Origin of the sequence: Woronichinia naegeliana WA131 (genome assembly GCA_025370055.1) — a bacterium.
GTDB lineage: Bacteria > Cyanobacteriota > Cyanobacteriia > Cyanobacteriales > Microcystaceae > Woronichinia > Woronichinia naegeliana.
On sequence record CP073041.1, the window covers coordinates 2,976,543 to 2,998,170 of the forward strand.

The following is a 21,628-nucleotide window of genomic DNA, read 5'->3' on the forward strand; positions in this document are numbered from 1 at the left end:
TTAGAACATAATTTTGGGCATGGTCAGCAACATTTGTCCTCTTTTCTGCTGACCCTCAACCTTCTGGCTTTCTTATGACCTACTGTTCTCCATCTGGTCGATGAACGCTATCAACGGGCTCGGATTCAGCGAGGGACTCGCCGGGGCTTTTTTCAAGATGTTATTTGTCTGACCAAGTATCTGTTGTTTGAAAGCTGGCATCACCTTTTAGACTTTATGCTTGATGAGACCATCCCTGTTGCTCGCGTTAATTCCTCTTGATTGTGGATTGGATGTACGCAGCAGAAGCTTCCTATGTTCCGTATCATTTGCCACATTCCTAATTTGGAATTGCTGCTTGATTAAATTTTGGTTTACGACCTCTTCCTGGTTTGTTGTATAATCCCACTATGCTTTCTGATTCCCAACGCTTAAACCAGTTATAAATCGTTTTATAACTCACCTTGAAAATTTTCATTAATTGTTCTATTTTCATACCTTGATTTGCTAAAATTAGACAGTGCGCTCTTTGACGTACTTGATGATGTTTGCTTTGGTTATAGATTCTTTGTAGTAACTTGGCAGAAAGTAGATTTATCTCTCGAATAAATATCATAATTGCAGAAATTGATTAGCAACTTCTCTACTCTATCAGATTATTTATAATTTGTGTAATTAATTTTGTACAATTACTTACTTCCCCTGCACCAGAAAAAAAATCTTAAATAACCTTACGGATTCTCCGTAAATATTGAATAATTAGTTTTGAACGTGTGACGAGGAATGTATTGTGAATTATTTACGTTTTTACTTAGTTGCTGAAGTTACAGCCTGTATATTAATGGCAGTCCAACCGACCTATGCCTCTAACGTTCCTGTCCAAGACACATCTTCCTCATCACCTACAACCTTGTCCAGGCTTCAGACAAAGCAAGACGACCCAATCCGTTCTGAGTATTCTAATCCGCATCAGCCATTGGCCAAGGCATTAAAAATTGATGAAAATAATCAGAATTTAGTCAATAGAACATTTGATTTGATTCAAGGAAAAATTCCAGTCGGTAATCCAGTCGATAATATTGATTCTCAAAACCTGGAGCAGAACCAGAGCATTGGGCTCAGTAACCCGTCTGGTATTAAAAAACAGCCTGAAAGCCTAGGTAAGGTCCGAGAGATTACCCAACTTCCCAATTCATCTTTAGATACCCCTGTTCTCCCTTCGGCTCCCTCATCGCCTAATGGTGTCATGGTTCCTAATCCAGAGATTATCATTAGATCTAATGGTACGGCTAATCCAGATATTCTCAATCCGACGGTTCCTGTCGCTCCTGTCTTACCCCGTGCTGTCGCGCCTCCAGTAGGGGATATGTCGATTTCTAATATTACTGCCGGTTTTGACTCTGTTGATTTGGGGCCATCGGGTCAGGCAATGATACCTCGCCTGGTTTTACGGCAAGCTCCAGCGAAAGAAGTTTTGATGGTATTAGCTCGTTATGCGGGGGTTAATATTATTTTCACGGATGATGAGGCCGCTGGTTCTACCGATGCAGCAACCCCTGATGCGCCTGGTATAGGAGGCTCCAAAATTTCCCTAGATCTGGAAAATCAACCCGTTCAACAGGTCTTTAATTCTGTTCTCATGATCTCTCGGTTAAAGGCAACAAAACAAGGGAATACCATTTTCGTTGGCGCGAAACTACCAGAAGCGGTACGGAATGTGATGATGCGAACGATTCGATTAAATCAGGTGTTAGCCTTTGATGCCGCAACGTTTTTAAGTTCCCAAGGGGCGCAAACTTACGTTTATCGAGAGAGCGAATCCGCAACATCAGAAATTGATGCCAGTGGCAATAAGGTAACTAGGACAACGAAGCAACAAACGCCCAAGATTGAAACCATTGAGTTAGATGAAAAAAGACGAAAGGCAACTCCCCTGGATGGCTTGACAGTTTCAGCCGATGTACGACTGAATTCAGTGACATTAGTCGGTGATCCTCGTCAGATCAACTTGGCAACCACGTTATTGACGCAACTAGATGCCCGTCGTCGTCAGGTAGCAGTTAATGTCAAGGTTGTGGATATTAATTTAACCAATATTCAGGACTACAACAGTAGTTTTTCCTTTGGCTCAGGGGATAGCTACTTTGTACAGGATAATGGAGCGGCAGTGATGCGTTTTGGTAGTACGGCTCCAGTCTCCCGCAATGTTCTGAATAGTGCAACAGGACAAGTCAGTAATCCGCCTGCTGTTCCTAATCCTTTTGCTGATTCTAATACTTTCATCAACCTTAACAGTGGCACAACGGTTCCAGGGTATGGACAGGGAACCTATTTTATTGATCAGTCAACAGGACAAGCTGGGTATATTATTCCAAGGGGTGATATCACATTTTTTGATAGAATTGCAGGGGTTTCTACTAATCCTTTTGTAGCGGGCATTACTGATCTAACCCAACCAACAGATACCTTAATTACTCGGACAGTTGACCCGACAACAGGACTTTCTACTTTAACAGTCTCACCAGGAGTTGAAGGAACGGCAATAGGTGCTTTACCTTCCTATTTTCAGTATCCCCAAAAGTTCCAAGCTCAAATTTTTTCTCAAATTCAAAGTGGCAATGCCAAGATCTTGACCGACCCCACCTTGGTTGTTCAAGAAGGGCAAAAGGCTGAAGTTAAGTTAGTTCAGTCCGTTGTTGCTAGTGTTAATACTCAAGTTGATCCTTTGAGTGGTGTGCGAACAACAACCCCAGTACTAGAAGATGTGGGGCTAACCCTTGCCGTTATTGTGAACAGAATCGATGACAATGGCTATATTTCTCTAGAGGTTATTCCTCTGGTTGCCTCTCCTGGCCCACAACAGCAATTTGATAGCGGTCAAGGTGCGGTTAATACGATTACCTTGATTAATAAGCGGGTCTTAGCGTCAGGGCTATTGCGTTTGCGAGATGGTCAAACATTAATTTTGTCGGGAATCATATCTGAGCAGGATCAGTCTGTCACCAGTAAAGTCCCCATTTTAGGAGATCTGCCCGTTATTGGGGCTTTATTCCGTAGCCAAACTGATACAACTAATCGATCTGAAGTGGTTGTGATGTTAACTCCCCAGATTATTCATGACAATACAGAATCGCAATTTGGCTATAACTATACGCCTGGTAAAGCGACGGCTGATTATCTGCGCCAACGGGGTTTTCCTGTTCAGGTTCAGCCGTGATCTGGTTGTGATGGTTTTTACTCCTGATGGTTTTTACTCTTCCTTGTTCGGAGGAATTTTAAATAGCTCAGTTTTCTATGCTTAATTGAGCGAGTCCTAAATAACGGAGGCCTTGAGGAGTGACTTCAAAACGACAGGGTAAAACCATCAGTCCCTGGCTGATTCCTAGTCGTAATAACTGGCCGTAATGAGGATCAAATTCATCGCCTGGAGAAAATTCGGAACAATCGCCTCGATTAATAAAGTACAACATCACCGATCGCGTTGACGGAAGGAGAGCCGTTAATTCTTCTAGGTGTTTTTGTCCCCTGGTGGTGACAGTATCAGGAAAGAGAGCTAACTGCTTTTGAGCAAGAGTGGTATTTTTCACCTCTAAATAAATATCTGGCTGACCGGATTGGCTTAAGAGAAAATCAATGCGACTTTTTCGATCTTGGCCGTAGGGAACTTCCGATTTTACCGTGTCGTATAGGTCAGCTAATTCAGGAAAAATTTTCTGGGTTAAGGCCTGTTTAATCACCTGATTGGGCAGATTAGTATTAACACCCACCCAGGTGTCTTGAATTTGGATCATTTCCCAGGTATAAGCTAATTTTCGTTTAGGATTATTACTTGGGGAAACATAGACTAGATTGCCGATTTGGCAAACGCCCGTCATTGGGCCAGTATTGGGGCAATGGGCGGTGATCATTTCTCCCGTTTCTAATTCAATGTCAGCAAAAAAGCGTTTATAGCGTTTCTGTAATTTCCCTAGAATCAGGGGGGGATAGGGATAGAAAAATTGGTTTGTCATTTGGGAATTTAGAAATTTGGAATTGTTGTCGGGCAGTATATCGGGAGTTACGGTTGAGAAATAGGCTTAGCTGACTTTTCCCGTTAAGTGCGGATTGCAAGCTGCCAGCCTTGGCAAAGGTCATGCAACTTCAACCAACCGCGCCAAAGGACTTGGATACCGAGAGGAGTTTTACGACGATGTTCAAGATAACCACCAAGAAAAGCAACAGACTCGACAGCCCAAGCAACAGTCAAAATAGGGGGAAGTTTTTGAGAGGCGGCTGCTTTTAACACCTGAAGTTGAAGAGGATTAAGAATTTCAATCGCGAGAGCATCGGGCTGGGTACGATGAAGATAAGTAACGTGTAAAAGTTCAACAGCAATGACACTTAAAAAACCCAAAAGAGTTTTCATTCCATCAGAGGCAAGTCGATAACGCTCACTCTGACAACCAGACTTAAGGACTTTATGAAATTCTTCAACCCGCCATCGGTAGGTGTACCAACGAAGAATAGTGACAGCCATCTCAATAGTCTCAACAACTTCTGTAGTCAGAAGCATCCAAGATAAAGGAGTTTCGCCTTCGGGACAATCGATTTCTGTCGCATGGGTGTGACCTTTAGTTGATGAAGGAAAAGAAAAGTGTTAACATGGGATGAAAAGTGACAAAGAGGAAACAATGATGACAGCAAAACTAATTAATGTAGAGGGTTCAAAGATAAAAATAGAACTAACATTAGAACTCAGTCGTTCAATGTTGGATACAGAAATAAATATTCAAAAAGGCTTAAACGAAGTAGGTTGCATCGCCAGCAAAGAAGCCTTGAAATATTTAGATACAGATGGTTCACCCTTAAAAATCGGTGAAGAAATCTGGAAGAGTAAGGGAGAGCAACCGAAAGAATATCAAACACCTTATGGTGAGGTTATAGTGAATCGTCATGTATATCAGCGTTCACCTTTGAGGAAAAACGTATTGCCCCTTAGAAAGAGAAGCAAGGATAATCATAACATCAACGCCATTATTGGCAAAACAGGTATCCTCAAAAATGTCAGGGATGGCAGGCAAAGAGGTGAAAAATGATTTATTAGAAAATCATGGTAGAAAAGTAGCGCTATCCTATATCCAAAGATTGAGTGAAGCAGTAGGAAGTGTGGTACAGGCAAAAGAAGAAGCGTGGAGTTATGCCCCGCCCAAGGAGGATAGCCAAATTGCAACAGTGGGAATAGGATTAGATGGAACCTGTATGCTGATGTGTGAGGATGGCTACCGTGAAGCAATGGTGGGAACCGTTTCCCTATACGATAGTGAAGGCGAACGTCAACCTACAATCTATCTAGGTGCGGCACCAGAGTATGGAAAAAAGAGTTTTCTAGAAAGATTAGAAAGAGAAATTGAGCGAGCGAAAAACCGTTATCCAGAGGCAACATTGGTCGGGATAGCAGACGGGGCAGAATCAAATTGGAAGTTTTTAGAAAAGCAAACGGAAGAACAGATATTAGATTTCTATCATGCCTCTGGTTACTTAGGTGCCTTGGCAGAAGCGTTGCATCCGAATACCGTGTCAAAACAAAAAGAATGGTTGACTGAAAATTGTCGAGAACTCAAGCATGAAAAAGGAAAAGCAGGAGAACTGCTAAATCTGATGAAAGAAGTCAAAGAAGAAAAAAGTCATTCTAAGAATCTTACCGAGAAACTACAAGCGGCGATTACTTATTACGAGAATCATCAGCATCAAATGGATTATGCTGAATACATAGAGAAAAAGTATCCGATTGGTTCAGGTGTTACGGAAGCAGCTTGTAAGACGTTGGTCAAACAACGATTATGTTGTTCAGGGATGCGATGGAAGGAAAAAGGAGCAGGAATTATTTTGAGCCTACGAGCTTTGGTATTGACCAAGGAACGATGGAGTCAATTTTGGGCAAAACTTGATCAATATGGGTTCCCTGTAGAACCCTGATTACAACAGCTTTTATCAACTAAAGGTCGCACCCTGTCGCATAAACAGCATAGACATTCAACGGGTCACGATTATCAAAACGATAGGGAGTTCGTAGATTAACTGAGCAAAATCGGACGGCAAGCTTAACCTTCCGTGCTTTTCTTTTTCCTGTACTCGGAATCTCGATTTCTTGATGAAAACGAATCGGTTCTGATTCCAAATGTTGCCAAAGTCGTTCACTATTTTTGTCTAAACTACGATTATGAGACGCTCTGACCAGCAGGGTGCGACCTTTAGTTGATAAAAGCTGTTGTAATCAGGGTTCGGGAACCCATATTGATCAAGTTTTGCCCAAAATTGACTCCATCGTTCCTTGGTCAATACCAAAGCTCGTAGGCTCAAAATAATTCCTGCTCCTTTTTCCTTCCATCGCATCCCTGAACAACATAATCGTTGTTTGACCAACGTCTTACAAGCTGCTTCCGTAACACCTGAACCAATCGGATACTTTTTCTCTATGTATTCAGCATAATCCATTTGATGCTGATGATTCTCGTAATAAGTAATCGCCGCTTGTAGTTTCTCGGTAAGATTCTTAGAATGACTTTTTTCTTCTTTGACTTCTTTCATCAGATTTAGCAGTTCTCCTGCTTTTCCTTTTTCATGCTTGAGTTCTCGACAATTTTCAGTCAACCATTCTTTTTGTTTTGACACGGTATTCGGATGCAACGCTTCTGCCAAGGCACCTAAGTAACCAGAGGCATGATAGAAATCTAATATCTGTTCTTCCGTTTGCTTTTCTAAAAACTTCCAATTTGATTCTGCCCCGTCTGCTATCCCGACCAATGTTGCCTCTGGATAACGGTTTTTCGCTCGCTCAATTTCTCTTTCTAATCTTTCTAGAAAACTCTTTTTTCCATACTCTGGTGCCGCACCTAGATAGATTGTAGGTTGACGTTCGCCTTCACTATCGTATAGGGAAACGGTTCCCACCATTGCTTCACGGTAGCCATCCTCACACATCAGCATACAGGTTCCATCTAATCCTATTCCCACTGTTGCAATTTGGCTATCCTCCTTGGGCGGGGCATAACTCCACGCTTCTTCTTTTGCCTGTACCACACTTCCTACTGCTTCACTCAATCTTTGGATATAGGATAGCGCTACTTTTCTACCATGATTTTCTAATAAATCATTTTTCACCTCTTTGCCTGCCATCCCTGACATTTTTGAGGATACCTGTTTTGCCAATAATGGCGTTGATGTTATGATTATCCTTGCTTCTCTTTCTAAGGGGCAATACGTTTTTCCTCAAAGGTGAACGCTGATATACATGACGATTCACTATAACCTCACCATAAGGTGTTTGATATTCTTTCGGTTGCTCTCCCTTACTCTTCCAGATTTCTTCACCGATTTTTAAGGGTGAACCATCTGTATCTAAATATTTCAAGGCTTCTTTGCTGGCGATGCAACCTACTTCGTTTAAGCCTTTTTGAATATTTATTTCTGTATCCAACATTGAACGACTGAGTTCTAATGTTAGTTCTATTTTTATCTTTGAACCCTCTACATTAATTAGTTTTGCTGTCATCATTGTTTCCTCTTTGTCACTTTTCATCTCATGTTAACACTTTTCTTTTTCTTCATCAACTAAAGGTCGCACCCTGACCAGCACTCCTGTATGCTTGAGTTGACGCACTGAGTCAAAGACTTCTGAAACATCTCCTTCTCTGTCAAATACATGAATTACCCTCGTTGAACTTTCTACCTGTTTCTCACAGGTGTTTAGAGCCTCTACCCATTTGTAGGATTCTTTTTCCTCAAATGGTCTTTGACGAGCTGCTTTTCTTTGTTCTTTCTGTCTTTCTTTTTTCTGCTTCGCCGTTTCATCTGTTGGGGGCTTTTCTTTTACCTCCCTATTCCACAGTTTTTGCCATAATAAACCTAATACTTGTCCTTTTTCTGGCTCAATTGCTAAAGCACTATGCAGTATTAATCCATTCCCTCCTTTTCCAGTCGGCCCATACCCTTCCCTTTTTTCCTTGATATTGCGATAATCTAAGAAGGTCGTATCTCCGACTGATAGCATTATCTTATATTCTTCTACGGCGGCAGTTGTCATTTCACAGTGCGGCTCTATTATCTTGACAAAGTCTGTTTTCGGATTCCCAAAAATTCATAGGCCCTCTTTAACTCGTTTCCTCCCTTAAACACTTCTGATAAGGCTTTTCCAAACCCCTCACTTAACTTTTTCCCAATCGAGAAGGCACGATTGTTTAGCCTCTCGTCTCCCAATTCACAACTGGCAAAGTTTTTTGTCCACCATTCCAACATTTTTTGACCTGCCCTTTAAGATTTTCTCCATTTTACAGTCTCATACTCCCTTCATCCTTTGTTTTTGAAATTTGAACGATAAGCGGGATGATGGCTTCAGAATATTTTTTTCCTGTCAAGAGAATCATTACTCAAACCCTTGCCAGATAAAGCCTCTAGAAGTTTGCATTGCTGGATTTTGGACTTAACGGGAAAAGTCAGATAGGCTTAGGGATTATAATCAAAAAAGTTGATTTTTATTATTTTCCGATGACTGAACCCTTAATCCAGTTAAAAGGAGTCCGTAAAACCTTTGGGAATCAAGTCATTTTAGATGGAATCGATCTGACGATTTATCGAGGTGAGGCATTGGTGATCATTGGCCCTTCCGGTACGGGAAAATCGACTATTTTAAGAATTCTGGCCGGTTTGTTGCCAGCAGATGAGGGAGATGTGCTTGTTAAAGGCAAGGTACGGACTGGTTTAGTCGAAGATGGGGATAATCCCATGCGGATTGCCCTGGTCTTTCAACAGTCGGCTCTTTTTGATTCGCTGACGGTGGAGGAAAATGTCGGCTTTTTACTCTATGAACATTCCCAATTATCACGCAGTATGATTCGTAAACTGGTAGGAGAAAAATTGGCAATGGTGGGGCTTCAGGATATTGGCGATCGCTATCCATCGCAACTATCAGGCGGAATGCGAAAACGAGTGAGTTTTGCTAGGGCAATTATGTCCAATCCTGACAATCCCGAAGACAATCCTGAGATTATTCTCTACGATGAACCAACTGCCGGACTCGATCCGATCGCCTCTACCGTGGTGGAAGATTTAGTGCGCTATTTACAATCTTCTGTCGGGGGTTGTGAAACCTATATTATGGTTAGTCATCAGGAAAGTACGATCCGCAGAACAGCCGATCGAGTTGTGCTACTCTATGAAGGCAAAGTACAGTGGCAGGGGGCGGTTACGGAAATTGACAGCACAGATAACCCTCTGATCCGACAATTTTTTAGTGCTAGGGTAGATGGGCCCATTCGGGTAATCGACTAGTTCAAACGACCGAAATGTTTCTGAAACATCCCTTCATTCTTTCGCTTCATTGTGATTGCAAGCCTGTTTAGCCCGCCAGAGGAATGACTATGCTCCGTCCCCGCACCGTTCGAGAAGGATCCGTTGGTCTTTTTGCCCTATTGGGGTTAATCGTGCTAGGTGGAGTGGCGATTTGGCTACGGGGAGGGGGTTTTGGAACGCCTAGTTACCGTATTTTCGTTGATTTTGATGATGCTAGTGGACTACAGGTCGGTGCACCAGTACGCTTTCGCGGGGTGGCGATCGGCAAAATTGCGGCCCTTTCACCCAGTAGTAATGGTATCGAAGCGGCCCTGGATATTGCTTCTACCCAACTCAAAATTCCCAGGGACTCCCTGATTCAAGTCAGTCGTTATGGCTTAATTGGGGAAGCCTCGATTGATATTATGCCCCAACGGAAGTTAACCGAGAAAGAATTGGCCCTCAATCCAACCAGTCAAGATTGTCTGAAGCTACAACAAATTTTTTGCCATAATGAACGCTTTCAAGGAGAAGCCGGTGCTCAATTAATGACCAGTTTAACCCAGCTTAGTAAGGTTTATAGTAATCCAGAATTTGTTGGCAATCTTAATTCTACGGCCCGTAATGCGGCTTTAGCAGCGAATCGTATTGCTCGTATGAGTGATGAAATTGCCCTGTTGTCAAAAACGGCTCGTTATCAAATCAGTGGTGTTTCTAATACGACTAAGGCGATCGCCGGAGCAGCCCATAGTGCAAATCAATTAACCCAAAATTTGAATCAAATTGTGAGCCTGAATCAGTCCAGTATTAGCAAAACAATTCGAGACTCGGCCCAACTTATGCAAAACCTAAACCTGCTAGTGCTCGAAAACCGTAGCCATGTCACCCAGACCCTAACCAGCATTCAAGGGACAAGCCAGGAAATTCAAAATCTTAGCCGTCGCTTAGAAGGATCAGTGCAACTTCTCGACAATGGTTTAGTGAGTGTGAATCGGGGACTAAATGCGATCGATACCGATAAGTTGGCTAAAAATTTAGAAATCGTCTTAAATAATGCCGCAGAAACCAGTAAAAACTTACAGGAAATTTCTAAGCAATTTAATGATCCGACGATTTTATTAACCATTCAAAAAACCTTAGATTCTGCGAGAGTGACCTTTGAAAATACACAAAAAATTACCTCCGATGTGGAACAGGTGACAGGCGATCCCACCTTTCGGAATAATCTACGAAAATTAGTCGATGGTTTAGGGAATTTGGTTTCTTCGACAGAAGCACTCCAGCAACAACTCTATGCGGATCAGATGCTCAAAAATACCTCTCTTCAATTACAGTATCAGATCGACGTTCAACAACGATTAGTGTTATGGCAAAATCCCCGTTTTGCTAATCCTTCTGCTCCTGCCACTGTTAGCACCCTACCGACTACCAAAATGCCAACTGCTGAAGTGCCAGCGCGGTCACGAAGTTTGCCTTCGGCATCGCCCCTTAATTCACTACCTAAACCACCCCTTGCTCTTAATCAGGAAGGAAGTTCTACCACTCTAACGGCCCCCAACGCTCTCCCAGTACCTAGTGAAATATCCCAAGCAGCAAGTCCTCGATCAATGGCCAGAAATTCCCGTCAACAGAGGGTTAATTAACAGTAATAGTTTTGCTAACAATCACTAACTTTTGCTCAAGATTCTAGGACAGCAATTCCAAATTCAAACGATAACATAAAATACAGACCTTAGCCTCTTGGAGAGTCAGCAACCTGCAAACAAAACTTGATCAATCACTAAATAGAGCATTACGCTGATTCCACATATTGAAACAAAACCCTTTGACCGTAAGCACTTCAAGACTTTTGTATCTTGGACTACATTCTGAATTTGGAATTGCTGTATAGGGCTGGATTAATTTTTTCTCCGACAAGTCTGGGCATATAGTTTCCCGAAATTTAAGAATAGGATAGAAAGAAAAACTAAACTGTGACAAAGCTACTGATCGCCAAGGTTCCAACCAAGCCCGTCACCTCCACAATGGCATCACTACCAGCTGGCAAACCTGCGATCGCATTATTAATGGCTACAAAGGTATGAAAGTGAATGCACAAAAATACTTATTTTTTGTTTAAGTTTTGATACAACAAAAGCGACAGGAAGGCCCGCCGCTAATTTATTGATGCTCGCTCTAAGCGGCGAAAATATTGTCTGCTGTCAAGCCTAGATTAGCTGTTAGTGAAGCAAATTGAACAGAGGAATTAGAACCGCTACCATCAATATCAAAGAAGAGCTTCCCTGTGGGTTTATCAAAAATAAACCGTGTATTTGCAGTCACAGACCCTAAACTGATACTGAATTGAGCCGCCGAAATACTCTCACCAGCTATCAGTCCACCACCAAAATTAACCGCAGAAACTTGGATCAGATCTTGATACACATTGAAATCAGTAATGGTGTCAATTCCTTCTGTTGTCGTAGTAAACAAGACAGTATCAAATCCCGTTCCTGTTGTTAGAGTGTTATTGCCTGCCCCTCCAACCAAGATATTACTGGCACTGGAACCAATAAGAATATCACTGCCTCCTTTGCCACTCAGGGTACTAGTTGATCCTGCTTCAATGACATCACTTCCCGTTGTTCCTTGTTGGTTAAGAACGCCATCGTCATTAAGGATTGTCGTGGTGACTACCGTTGGAGTCCCAATCTGATAACCCGTCCCACTAGTCAGGGTTAGGCCAATGGTTTCATTGATTTCTTTGACAGTATCGCCTGAAGTAACCAGAGCTAACTGAGCCGTCGTTGCTCCTACCGCAAAAGTAATGGTTCCTTGAGTTGGTGTTGGGAAAGCTCCTCCATAGGCAACATAATCATCGCCATTGATCGCAGTGCCACTAACGCCAAAGTTAACAGTGAGAAGACTGGTCGTATCACCTGTACGGTTGAAGGTATAAACCAAGTTCGTTTTGCCATTTTCACTGACACCGCTGTAGTTACTGGCGAGGGTAATGCTGGGTGTTGTTACACCGTCATCATTTTGGATGGTACCAACAGCAGTGGCAGTAGTGATAGTTGCTCCATTGGTAGGGCTGGAGAGTGTCACCGTAAAGTTTTCATTGGGTTCCACTGTTGTATCCCCTTGAACATTCACCGTAACGACTTTAGAGGTTTCTCCCGCCGCAAAACTTACCGTTCCTGTTGGTAATACCCCACCCGCAAAGTCAGTGGCATTGGCGAGACTAGCACCAGACTCTGTTACTGCCCAGTTGACAGCATTAATGCCAGTAGTATTAACCGCACGAGTTACGGTAAAGGTAAAGGCCTTACTGCCACTATTCCCTTCCGTTTGCGTTGCGTTTGTTGCTGCGATCGCCAAGGTGGGAACCGTTGCTGTACCCGCTGTGATTACTGCCCCTGTGCCTTGGAATGTATATCCAGGGGAGGCATTCGTGCTACTGAAGTTAACATTCGTAACACCAGTTGTGAAGGTTGATGCCGCCGTGAAGTTCGCATTGTAGAGAGTGACAGGGAAAGCCACGTTTGGCCATGACACTCCACCAAAATTCAACCAAGCTACGTTAATCGCCTTATCCGTAGAAGCATCATTATCCTCGTTCAGCGTGTCTGCCTCTGGAGCACCAATTGTAGGTGTTACGCCTGTTGAGAATACCCCTGGATTTGCAAAGTTGACAAAGTTAAGTTTAGAAGAACTGTAATGTAGTTTAAACCCGAAGGAAGACTGTAGGGTCGTGTTATTATCTGAGGTAGAGTAGTTAGCCTTAATGGAAACTGCCCCCCCTGGTATAACCGTTGAACTGCTTGGTGTCGCCGTGATATTTTGGGTCGGCCCAGTAGCGGCAACCTTGTTGCTACCACCAGAGACTAACCGATAGGGGGCTAAAAATGCTTCAATTTGAGCCGCATTAGTACGAGTTGCCCCAGTTCCAATGGCTCCATTGGTTAAGGTTGTCCCTGTAAAGCCAAACAGATAGCGAGCAATTAAAGTACCATCTGCTGGACCATCTGCTATTCCATTGCCATCCGCATCTAGCATTGTCGTCCGACCGTTTTGTAGATAGTTTTGGATGTCAGTCGGCGTTGTGCGAGTTGCCCCAGTTCCAATTGCTCCATTGGTTAAGGTTGTCCTTGTAAAACCGAACAGATAGCGAGCAATTAAAGTACCATCTGCTGGACCATCTGTTATTCCATTGCCATCTGCATCTAGGGTAATAGTTGGGGGGTTATCGTCATTTTGGATAGTACCGATGGCAGCAGCAGTGGTAATGGTTGCCCCATTAGTTGGAGCAGAGAGAGTCACCGTGAAGTTTTCATCGGGTTCTATGGTGTTGTCCCCTTGAACATTCACCGTAACAACTTTAGAGGTTTCTCCTGCCGCAAAACTCACTGTTCCCGTTGGCAGTACTCCACCTACAAAGTCAGTGGTATTGGCGGGATTTGTACCCGACCCTGTTACTGCCCAGTTGACGGCATTAATGCCAGTAGTATTAACCGCACGAGTTACGGTAAAGGTAAAGGCTTTACTGCCACTATTCCCTTCTGTTTGCGTTGCACTTGTTGCTGCGATCGCCAAGGTGGGAACGGCCACGTCGTCATTTTGGATAGTACCGATGGCAGTAGCAGTGGTAATGGTTGCTCCATTAGTTGGAGCGGAAAGTGTCACCGTAAAGTTTTCATCGGGTTCTACTGTTGTATCCCCTTGAACATTCACCGTAACAATTTTAGAAGTTTCTCCTGCCGCAAAACTCACTGTTCCCGTTGGTAATACTCCACCTACAAAGTCAGTGGTATTGGCGGGATTTGTACCCGACCCTGTTACTGCCCAGTTGACGGCATTAATGCCAGTAGTATTAACCGCACGAGTTACGGTAAAGGTAAAGGCTTTACTGCCACTATTACCTTCCGTTTGCGTTGCGCTTGTTGCTGCGATCGCGAAAGTCGGTATACTTAGGGCTTGCTGAAAAAGTCAAAAAACGAAAGAAATGTGGGTTAGGGAAGTATGGACTGAAAAAGCATAGATAACTTATCCTTATGGAAACAAATCAAAATACAGATTTTGTTTAATCTATTGTTCCTTTCTGTCTAAAAAGGTCAACACAAATCACTCCTCACAAAAGAGAGGAAAATTAACACCATTTTTCACAAGAAAAACGACTCTACAACTTTTTACTTTTTGTCTTCTGAAGTAGAGTAGAAAGATTCATTACCAAAAAGTTCATCGCAATTACCGTTTCCGAGGTCTCAGGTAGTTTGGCCATCACTCGACCAAGACTAAATTTCCTCTTTCCCTGTCCGAATTTACCCTCAATGGCATTACGCACTCTTTCATCTGAGCGTGCCTCTTTCTTTTTTTCTTTGCTCACCTCTTTCGGCGGTCTTCCCAATCGGGGACCACTCATTCTTATATCCCTTTCTTTACAATAAGCTCGATTCGCTTTTGTTCGATAGATTTTATCCACATGAACCGATTCCGGATAACATCCTGTTTCCCTTTTATATTCTTCTATTCGCGCTTGTAAATCTCCCGATTCGTTGTAATTATCCCAACTTAATTTGTCTAAGAAGACAAAGCCATTCACATTACTTGCCGATATTTTAGCTCCAAACTCTACTGCTTTTCCCGCTTTTTCACGCACTATTGGACGCACGTGAGGTTGGCTTACACTCACAATTCTGTTTTCTACTTTATTTGTCTTTTTTTCATACATTTCTAACTGTTGCTCATACACTTTTCCTATCGTTACAAGCTCTTCTTGCTCTTTTTTCGTTAGTTTTTCTAACTTTGCTCCCTCTTCTATCATTTTTTCTATATGAGACAAGTTTCTTTTTATATATCCTAGTTGTTTTTTTGTGGTACTGGTATCGTGTGATCAAAGCTAGAAAAAGTTATGGTGTAAGAGTTTGAGAAAATAGAAAATAACTTACGACTGGACATATTCCCGTTTTTGTTATACTATTATTATTGTCATTATATTAAAGAAAGGGAAAACGGAAAGCAATGTCAACATTGAATAAAAGCTCAATTGACCTCCTAAGTGATATTGGCTTACCTCAAGAGAAAGAGGAAGCCTTATTTCAGAAAAACTGCCCTCATTGCTATAGTGAAAAAGTAAAAATACATTCTCATTACCAAACGAAAGGTAACGGGGAACGTAAAATGTTCATCTGTCAAGAATGTGGTTCTTGTTTTGCTGAGACTTATGGTAGCGTAATCGCTGGCTTAGAAACCCCATTAAGTGAAATTGTAAAAGTATTAAAAGCCAGAATGGAAGGAATAGGATTAAATGCAGCAGCCCGAGTATTCGGCTACGCAAAAACAACAATATTGAATTGGGAAAAGAAATTATCAGGATTACAAGAGACATTATTTTTATACGCCTTAGTGAATGAATTTGTTAAATTAGTAATAGAAGGGGATGAACTATACACAAAAGTTGGAAAAAATAAAGAAGCAAGTGCCTCTGAGGGGTGGACAATCGTGCTCATGGACAGGGCTAGCCGCTTTATTTGGCATTTAAAATGTGGTAAAAAAGAGCAGAAATTATTTCTAGAAGCAATGATGACGGTAGCGGAATTATTTGAAAGGAGTGCAGAATCTCTCCAGTTATTTAGGGCTTGCTGAAAAAAGCTGAAACCTTTACGGAGAAAAATAGTAGGCGAATTAAGAACCGCTAGAATGCACGAAAATAGGGTAGAATGCCTCAAAACCATTGCATTAAGAAGAGAGAAAGCAGATGTACCGAAAGCAACAGTACTCAATTGAAACACCAGAAAACTTGAAAAATCTGTTCGGCGGGCAGTTAGACGAAGAAAATCGTTGGATAGAAATGTCAAAAATGATTCTTTGGGAAGAATATGAGGAAGAATATGCAAAAAACTTCACAGAAAAAAAAGGAGCCCCAGCCAAATCATTTAGAATGGCATTAGGAGCATTAATTATCAAAGAAATTTCAGGAAAAAGTGACAGAGAAACAGTAGAACAAATAAAAGAGAACCCTTATTTACAGTACTTTATAGGAATGGAAAGCTATAGTAGCAAAGAAGCATTTAGTGCGTCAATGATGGTTCATTTTCGTAAAAAAATAGGAATGGAATTAATAAATAAAATTAATAAAGAAATAGAAAAAAAAGCGACGGGTGTAGCGTCAGAAAAAAAAGAAAATGAAGGAAAGTTATTGTTAGATGCGACTTGTACACCAGCAGATATAAAATATCCAACGGATATAGGAATATTGAATGATGCCAGAGAAAAAACAGAAAAAATAATAGATAAGCTGTATGAAGAAATAAAAGAGAAAAGGAAAGAAAAGCCGAGGACTTATAGGGAAGTGGCAAGAAAAGAGTACTTAGCCATAGCAAAAAAACGTCGTGTGTCAAAAAAAGAAAGAAGAAAAGGAACAAAAAAACAACTAGGATATATAAAAAGAAACTTGTCTGATATAGAAAAAATGATAGAAGAGGGAGCAAAGTTAGAAAAACTAACGAAAAAAGAGCAAGAAGAGCTTGTAACGATAGGAAAAGTGTATGAGCAACAGTTAGAAATGTATGAAAAAAAGACAAATAAAGTAGAAAACAGAATTGTGAGTGTAAGCCAACCTCACGTGCGTCCAATAGTGCGTGGAAAAGCGGGAAAAGCAGTAGAGTTTGGAGCTAAAATATCGGCAAGTAATGTGAATGGCTTTGTCTTCTTAGACAAATTAAGTTGGGATAATTACAACGAATCGGGAGATTTACAAGCGCGAATAGAAGAATATAAAAGGGAAACAGGATGTTATCCGGAATCGGTTCATGTGGATAAAATCTATCGAACAAAAGCGAATCGAGCTTATTGTAAAGAAAGGGATATAAGAATGAGTGGTCCCCGATTGGGAAGACCGCCGAAAGAGGTGAGCAAAGAAAAAAAGAAAGAGGCACGCTCAGATGAAAGAGTGCGTAATGCCATTGAGGGTAAATTCGGACAGGGAAAGAGGAAATTTAGTCTTGGTCGAGTGATGGCCAAACTACCTGAGACCTCGGAAACGGTAATTGCGATGAACTTTTTGGTAATGAATCTTTCTACTCTACTTCAGAAGACAAAAAGTAAAAAGTTGTAGAGTCGTTTTTCTTGTGAAAAATGGTGTTAATTTTCCTCTCTTTTGTGAGGAGTGATTTGTGTTGACCTTTTTAGACAGAAAGGAACAATAGATTAAACAAAATCTGTATTTTGATTTGTTTCCATAAGGATAAGTTATCTATGCTTTTTCAGTCCATACTTCCCTAACCCACATTTCTTTCGTTTTTTGACTTTTTCAGCAAGCCCTATTTACAGATGGAGAAAAGCGATATAGTCAACTGCTATTTAATATTTGTCACGAAGTATTAAGGACTGGGAAGCGAGGTCGTCCCACCAAAGTATTACCGAAGGGTATGGTGGTAAGATTAAAAAATAAGAGTAGTAAACGTCGAGATTCTGAGGGTAAACTAGAGAAAGTAGAAACTCCGAAAACTGAACATCCTGAGACAACAGAAAAACCAGAAGACAAGGATGTTCATGCCAACCACGTTGAGGCATTTAATAGTTCTCTACGACGCTATTTAGCCGCCTTTCGTCGTCGAACAAATACTTATGCTAAATCTGTTGTGGGATTACAGCGAGTGCTAGATATTTTCTGGATGGTTCATAACTTTGTTCGCAGCCATTTTACGACGAAAAAAGTTCCTGCGGTAGCTCTCGGTATAATTCAAAAAGGGTTAACTTGGGAGGACTTACTCCAAATTCGCCTGATTTGTTGAACCTCTTGTATTGCAACGTTTATAGCTTCTAGCTAGACGATACCAGTGCCTTTTTTGTTCCTTTTCTTCTTTCTTTTTTTGACACACGACGTTTTTTTGCTATGGCTAAGTACTCTTTTCTTGCCACTTCCCTATAAGTCCTCGGCTTTTCTTTCCTTTTCTCTTTTATTTCTTCATACAGCTTATCTATTATTTTTTCTGTTTTTTCTCTGGCATCATTCAATATTCCTATATCCGTTGGATATTTTATATCTGCTGGTGTACAAGTCGCATCTAACAATAACTTTCCTTCATTTTCTTTTTTTTCTGACGCTACACCCGTCGCTTTTTTTTCTATTTCTTTATTAATTTTATTTATTAATTCCATTCCTATTTTTTTACGAAAATGAACCATCATTGACGCATTAAATGCTTCTTTGCTACTATAGCTTTCCATTCCTATAAAGTACTGTAAATAAGGGTTCTCTTTTATTTGTTCTACTGTTTCTCTGTCACTTTTTCCTGAAATTTCTTTGATAATTAATGCTCCTAATGCCATTCTAAATGATTTGGCTGGGGCTCCTTTTTTTTCTGTGAAGTTTTTTGCATATTCTTCCTCATATTCTTCCCAGGGAATCATTTTTGACATTTCTATCCAACGATTTTCTTCGTCTAACTGCCCGCCGAACAGATTTTTCAAGTTTTCTGGTGTTTCAATTGAGTACTGTTGCTTTCGGTACATCTGCTTTCTCTCTTCTTAATGCAATGGTTTTGAGGCATTCTACCCTATTTTCGTGTATTCTAGCGGTTCTTAATTCGCCTACTATTTTTCTCCGTAAAGGTTTCAGCTTTTTTCAGCAAGCCCTACTTACATCTTGCAGCAGAACAAAAGAACGACTGGCGGAAAGGGTCAAGAAAGTGGAAAAAGGAGTAGAAGTGAAAAAACAGCAAAACAATGGAAACCATTCTTATACAAGCCCAGACCCTAGTTTATACATTGCTAGGTTTGATGCCGACCTCCTATCAACGCGATAGTTTGCAGGCAATGTTGGGGCTATTCCTAGAAGCTCAAGGTCATCCTCTACCCCAACATAGTCAAACAAAATCACCCTCGGCCTTAAGCCGATTTTTGAATCAGTATGATTGGGGTACTCGCCAAATTATCCGAGCAGTGCGAAAAGCAATTCTCAAAGAACTACTTACCTATGCTCCAAGAGGAAGACGACCTTGGTTGCAGGTGATTGTGGACTTAACGACACTGGAGAAATGCGGAAAATTTAAGGCTTTTGAGCATTTAATTCATGTTCTTCACGGGAAGAGGGGTTTACATCTTTTGGTGATTTATCTGGTGATAGGAGAATTTCTAGTCCCCTGGGGATTTCGAGTTTGGAGAGGTAAAGAAACAAGAAGTCCCGCTCAACTCGCGGTGCGATTAGTGGATAGCCTACCCAAAGAACTCCTGAGTGCTTTTCGGGTTGTCATTTTAGCCGATACCGCCTTTAGTAGTGTGCAATTCCTTCAAGCGATGAAAAAACGCCGTCTTGCGGTTATCGTCGGTGTGCGTTGTGACCGTAAATTAGCTGATGGTCGTCAGCTTCGTGATTTGCTCAAAAAAGGACAACAGGTCACTCTTGATGGATTATCTTTCCCTGTTACTATCTCTTGGTTCTACCTCAAACGTAACGGCAAACTCGAAAAACGCTTCGTCTTATCGACTCGTCCTCTTAAGTCCAGTACCATTATCTGGTGGGGACGGCGAAGATGGAGTATTGAGGGCTTTTTCAAGACCGTAAAACATCGTTTTGGTTTACATCGTTTTGGTCAACAAACTCTTCTGGGGGTTTATCGCTGGTTGCTTCTTTCGATGATTAGTTTTCTTCTTGCCCATTGGGTTTATCTTTCTACTGACTCCTCTAAACCACCTGATTGGGGTCAAGCTTCTGCTTCTGCTCTTCAGACACTTTTTCCTGATGTTGCTCTTTGTTCCCTTTTTTCTCAAGTCGAGCGATTACGTCCACTTTTGCAATCTTTTGGACTCCAACTTCAGTTAGTTGCTGTCACAACTTAGAACATGAGTTTTGGTGCAAGATGTAAGTATAGTTAGGGCTTGCTGAAAAAAGCTGAAACCTTTACGGAGAAAAATAGTAGGCGAATTAAGAACCGCTAGAATGCACGAAAATAGGGTAGAATGCCTCAAAACCATTGCATTAAGAAGAGAGAAAGCAGATGTACCGAAAGCAACAGTACTCAATTGAAACACCAGAAAACTTGAAAAATCTGTTCGGCGGGCAGTTAGACGAAGAAAATCGTTGGATAGAAATGTCAAAAATGATTCCCTGGGAAGAATATGAGGAAGAATATGCAAAAAACTTCACAGAAAAAAAAGGAGCCCCAGCCAAATCATTTAGAATGGCATTAGGAGCATTAATTATCAAAGAAATTTCAGGAAAAAGTGACAGAGAAACAGTAGAACAAATAAAAGAGAACCCTTATTTACAGTACTTTATAGGAATGGAAAGCTATAGTAGCAAAGAAGCATTTAATGCGTCAATGATGGTTCATTTTCGTAAAAAAATAGGAATGGAATTAATAAATAAAATTAATAAAGAAATAGAAAAAAAAGCGACGGGTGTAGCGTCAGAAAAAAAAGAAAATGAAGGAAAGTTATTGTTAGATGCGACTTGTACACCAGCAGATATAAAATATCCAACGGATATAGGAATATTGAATGATGCCAGAGAAAAAACAGAAAAAATAATAGATAAGCTGTATGAAGAAATAAAAGAGAAAAGGAAAGAAAAGCCGAGGACTTATAGGGAAGTGGCAAGAAAAGAGTACTTAGCCATAGCAAAAAAACGTCGTGTGTCAAAAAAAGAAAGAAGAAAAGGAACAAAAAAACAACTAGGATATATAAAAAGAAACTTGTCTGATATAGAAAAAATGATAGAAGAGGGAGCAAAGTTAGAAAAACTAACGAAAAAAGAGCAAGAAGAGCTTGTAACGATAGGAAAAGTGTATGAGCAACAGTTAGAAATGTATGAAAAAAGACAAATAAAGTAGAAAACAGAATTGTGAGTGTAAGCCAACCTCACGTGCGTCCAATAGTGCGTGGAAAAGCGGGAAAAGCAGTAGAGTTTGGAGCTAAAATATCGGCAAGTAATGTGAATGGCTTTGTCTTCTTAGACAAATTAAGTTGGGATAATTACAACGAATCGGGAGATTTACAAGCGCGAATAGAAGAATATAAAAGGGAAACAGGATGTTATCCGGAATCGGTTCATGTGGATAAAATCTATCGAACAAAAGCGAATCGAGCTTATTGTAAAGAAAGGGATATAAGAATGAGTGGTCCCCGATTGGGAAGACCGCCGAAAGAGGTGAGCAAAGAAAAAAAGAAAGAGGCACGCTCAGATGAAAGAGTGCGTAATGCCATTGAGGGTAAATTCGGACAGGGAAAGAGGAAATTTAGTCTTGGTCGAGTGATGGCCAAACTACCTGAGACCTCGGAAACGGTAATTGCGATGAACTTTTTGGTAATGAATCTTTCTACTCTACTTCAGAAGACAAAAAGTAAAAAGTTGTAGAGTCGT

At 41.1% G+C, this 21,628-nt stretch carries 11 protein-coding genes and 8 pseudogenes; 9 read left to right on the plus strand and 10 right to left on the minus strand.

All coding sequences use genetic code 11. From position 1 onward, the window contains the following. Positions 1-319: 319 nt before the first annotated feature. The gene (locus KA717_15185; protein ID UXE63790.1) at positions 320-595 is read right to left on the minus strand and encodes a helix-turn-helix domain-containing protein; all 276 of its coding nucleotides are present in this window, start codon (positions 593-595) and stop codon (positions 320-322) included. A gap of 174 nt (positions 596-769) precedes the next feature. Here KA717_15185 and KA717_15190 point away from each other — a divergent pair, with 174 nt between their 5' ends. Beyond that, complete coding sequence (locus KA717_15190; protein UXE63791.1) at positions 770-3,196, plus strand: general secretion pathway protein GspD; 2,427 nt, start codon at positions 770-772, stop codon at positions 3,194-3,196. 67 nt (positions 3,197-3,263) lie between these two features. Here the strand turns inward: KA717_15190 and sfsA are convergent, their stop codons facing one another. Together sfsA and KA717_15200 are read right to left on the minus strand one after the other, a co-directional pair. Then, complete coding sequence (gene sfsA, locus KA717_15195) at positions 3,264-3,989, minus strand: DNA/RNA nuclease SfsA (protein ID UXE63792.1); 726 nt, start codon at positions 3,987-3,989, stop codon at positions 3,264-3,266. Positions 3,990-4,072: 83 nt separating this feature from the next. Beyond that, a pseudogene (locus KA717_15200) lies at positions 4,073-4,579 on the minus strand (IS4 family transposase). Positions 4,580-4,652: 73 nt separating this feature from the next. Here KA717_15200 and KA717_15205 point away from each other — a divergent pair. Continuing rightward, positions 4,653-5,934: pseudogene (locus KA717_15205) on the plus strand (ISKra4 family transposase). 19 nt (positions 5,935-5,953) lie between these two features. Here the strand turns inward: KA717_15205 and KA717_15210 are convergent. From KA717_15210 to KA717_15225, 4 genes and pseudogenes are all read right to left on the minus strand, one after another. Beyond that, positions 5,954-6,136, minus strand: a complete 183-nt coding sequence (locus KA717_15210) for a hypothetical protein (protein ID UXE63793.1) — start codon at positions 6,134-6,136, stop codon at positions 5,954-5,956. A 29-nt stretch (positions 6,137-6,165) separates the two neighbouring features. Then, a pseudogene (locus tag KA717_15215) lies at positions 6,166-7,510 on the minus strand (ISKra4 family transposase). 72 nt (positions 7,511-7,582) lie between these two features. After that, a pseudogene (locus KA717_15220) lies at positions 7,583-8,041 on the minus strand (IS4 family transposase). Between the two features lie 17 nt (positions 8,042-8,058). Beyond that, the gene (locus tag KA717_15225; protein UXE63794.1) at positions 8,059-8,253 is read right to left on the minus strand and encodes a transposase; all 195 of its coding nucleotides are present in this window, start codon (positions 8,251-8,253) and stop codon (positions 8,059-8,061) included. Positions 8,254-8,502: 249 nt separating this feature from the next. Between KA717_15225 and KA717_15230 the strand changes: the two genes are divergently transcribed. After that, complete coding sequence (locus KA717_15230; protein ID UXE63795.1) at positions 8,503-9,285, plus strand: ABC transporter ATP-binding protein; 783 nt, start codon at positions 8,503-8,505, stop codon at positions 9,283-9,285. An 83-nt stretch (positions 9,286-9,368) separates the two neighbouring features. Next, a complete protein-coding gene (locus KA717_15235) occupies positions 9,369-10,928 on the plus strand; it encodes an MlaD family protein (GenBank protein ID UXE63796.1) in 1,560 nt (519 codons plus the stop codon). A gap of 532 nt (positions 10,929-11,460) precedes the next feature. Here KA717_15235 and KA717_15240 read toward each other — a convergent pair. Continuing rightward, positions 11,461-14,127, minus strand: a complete 2,667-nt coding sequence (locus KA717_15240) for a hypothetical protein (GenBank protein ID UXE64672.1) — start codon at positions 14,125-14,127, stop codon at positions 11,461-11,463. 316 nt (positions 14,128-14,443) lie between these two features. Then, a pseudogene (locus tag KA717_15245) lies at positions 14,444-15,136 on the minus strand (transposase). A 149-nt stretch (positions 15,137-15,285) separates the two neighbouring features. Here KA717_15245 and KA717_15250 point away from each other — a divergent pair. From KA717_15250 to KA717_15260, 3 genes and pseudogenes are all read left to right on the plus strand, one after another. Continuing rightward, positions 15,286-15,909 carry a hypothetical protein gene (locus KA717_15250; protein UXE63797.1) on the plus strand — a complete coding sequence of 208 codons (624 nt, stop codon included), beginning with the start codon at positions 15,286-15,288 and terminating at the stop codon, positions 15,907-15,909. A gap of 112 nt (positions 15,910-16,021) precedes the next feature. Next, positions 16,022-17,359 (plus strand): annotated as a pseudogene (locus KA717_15255) (IS5 family transposase). Positions 17,360-17,693: 334 nt separating this feature from the next. Next, a complete protein-coding gene (locus KA717_15260; GenBank protein UXE63798.1) occupies positions 17,694-18,059 on the plus strand; it encodes a hypothetical protein in 366 nt (121 codons plus the stop codon). Positions 18,060-18,120: 61 nt separating this feature from the next. On the opposite strand, the pseudogene KA717_15265 reads toward KA717_15260, so the two are convergent. Then, positions 18,121-18,780 (minus strand): annotated as a pseudogene (locus tag KA717_15265) (transposase). 213 nt (positions 18,781-18,993) lie between these two features. Here KA717_15265 and KA717_15270 point away from each other — a divergent pair. Further along, the gene (locus tag KA717_15270; GenBank protein ID UXE63799.1) at positions 18,994-20,106 is read left to right on the plus strand and encodes a transposase; all 1,113 of its coding nucleotides are present in this window, start codon (positions 18,994-18,996) and stop codon (positions 20,104-20,106) included. A 158-nt stretch (positions 20,107-20,264) separates the two neighbouring features. Further along, positions 20,265-21,601, plus strand: a pseudogene (locus KA717_15275) (IS5 family transposase). Positions 21,602-21,628 lie beyond the last annotated feature (27 nt).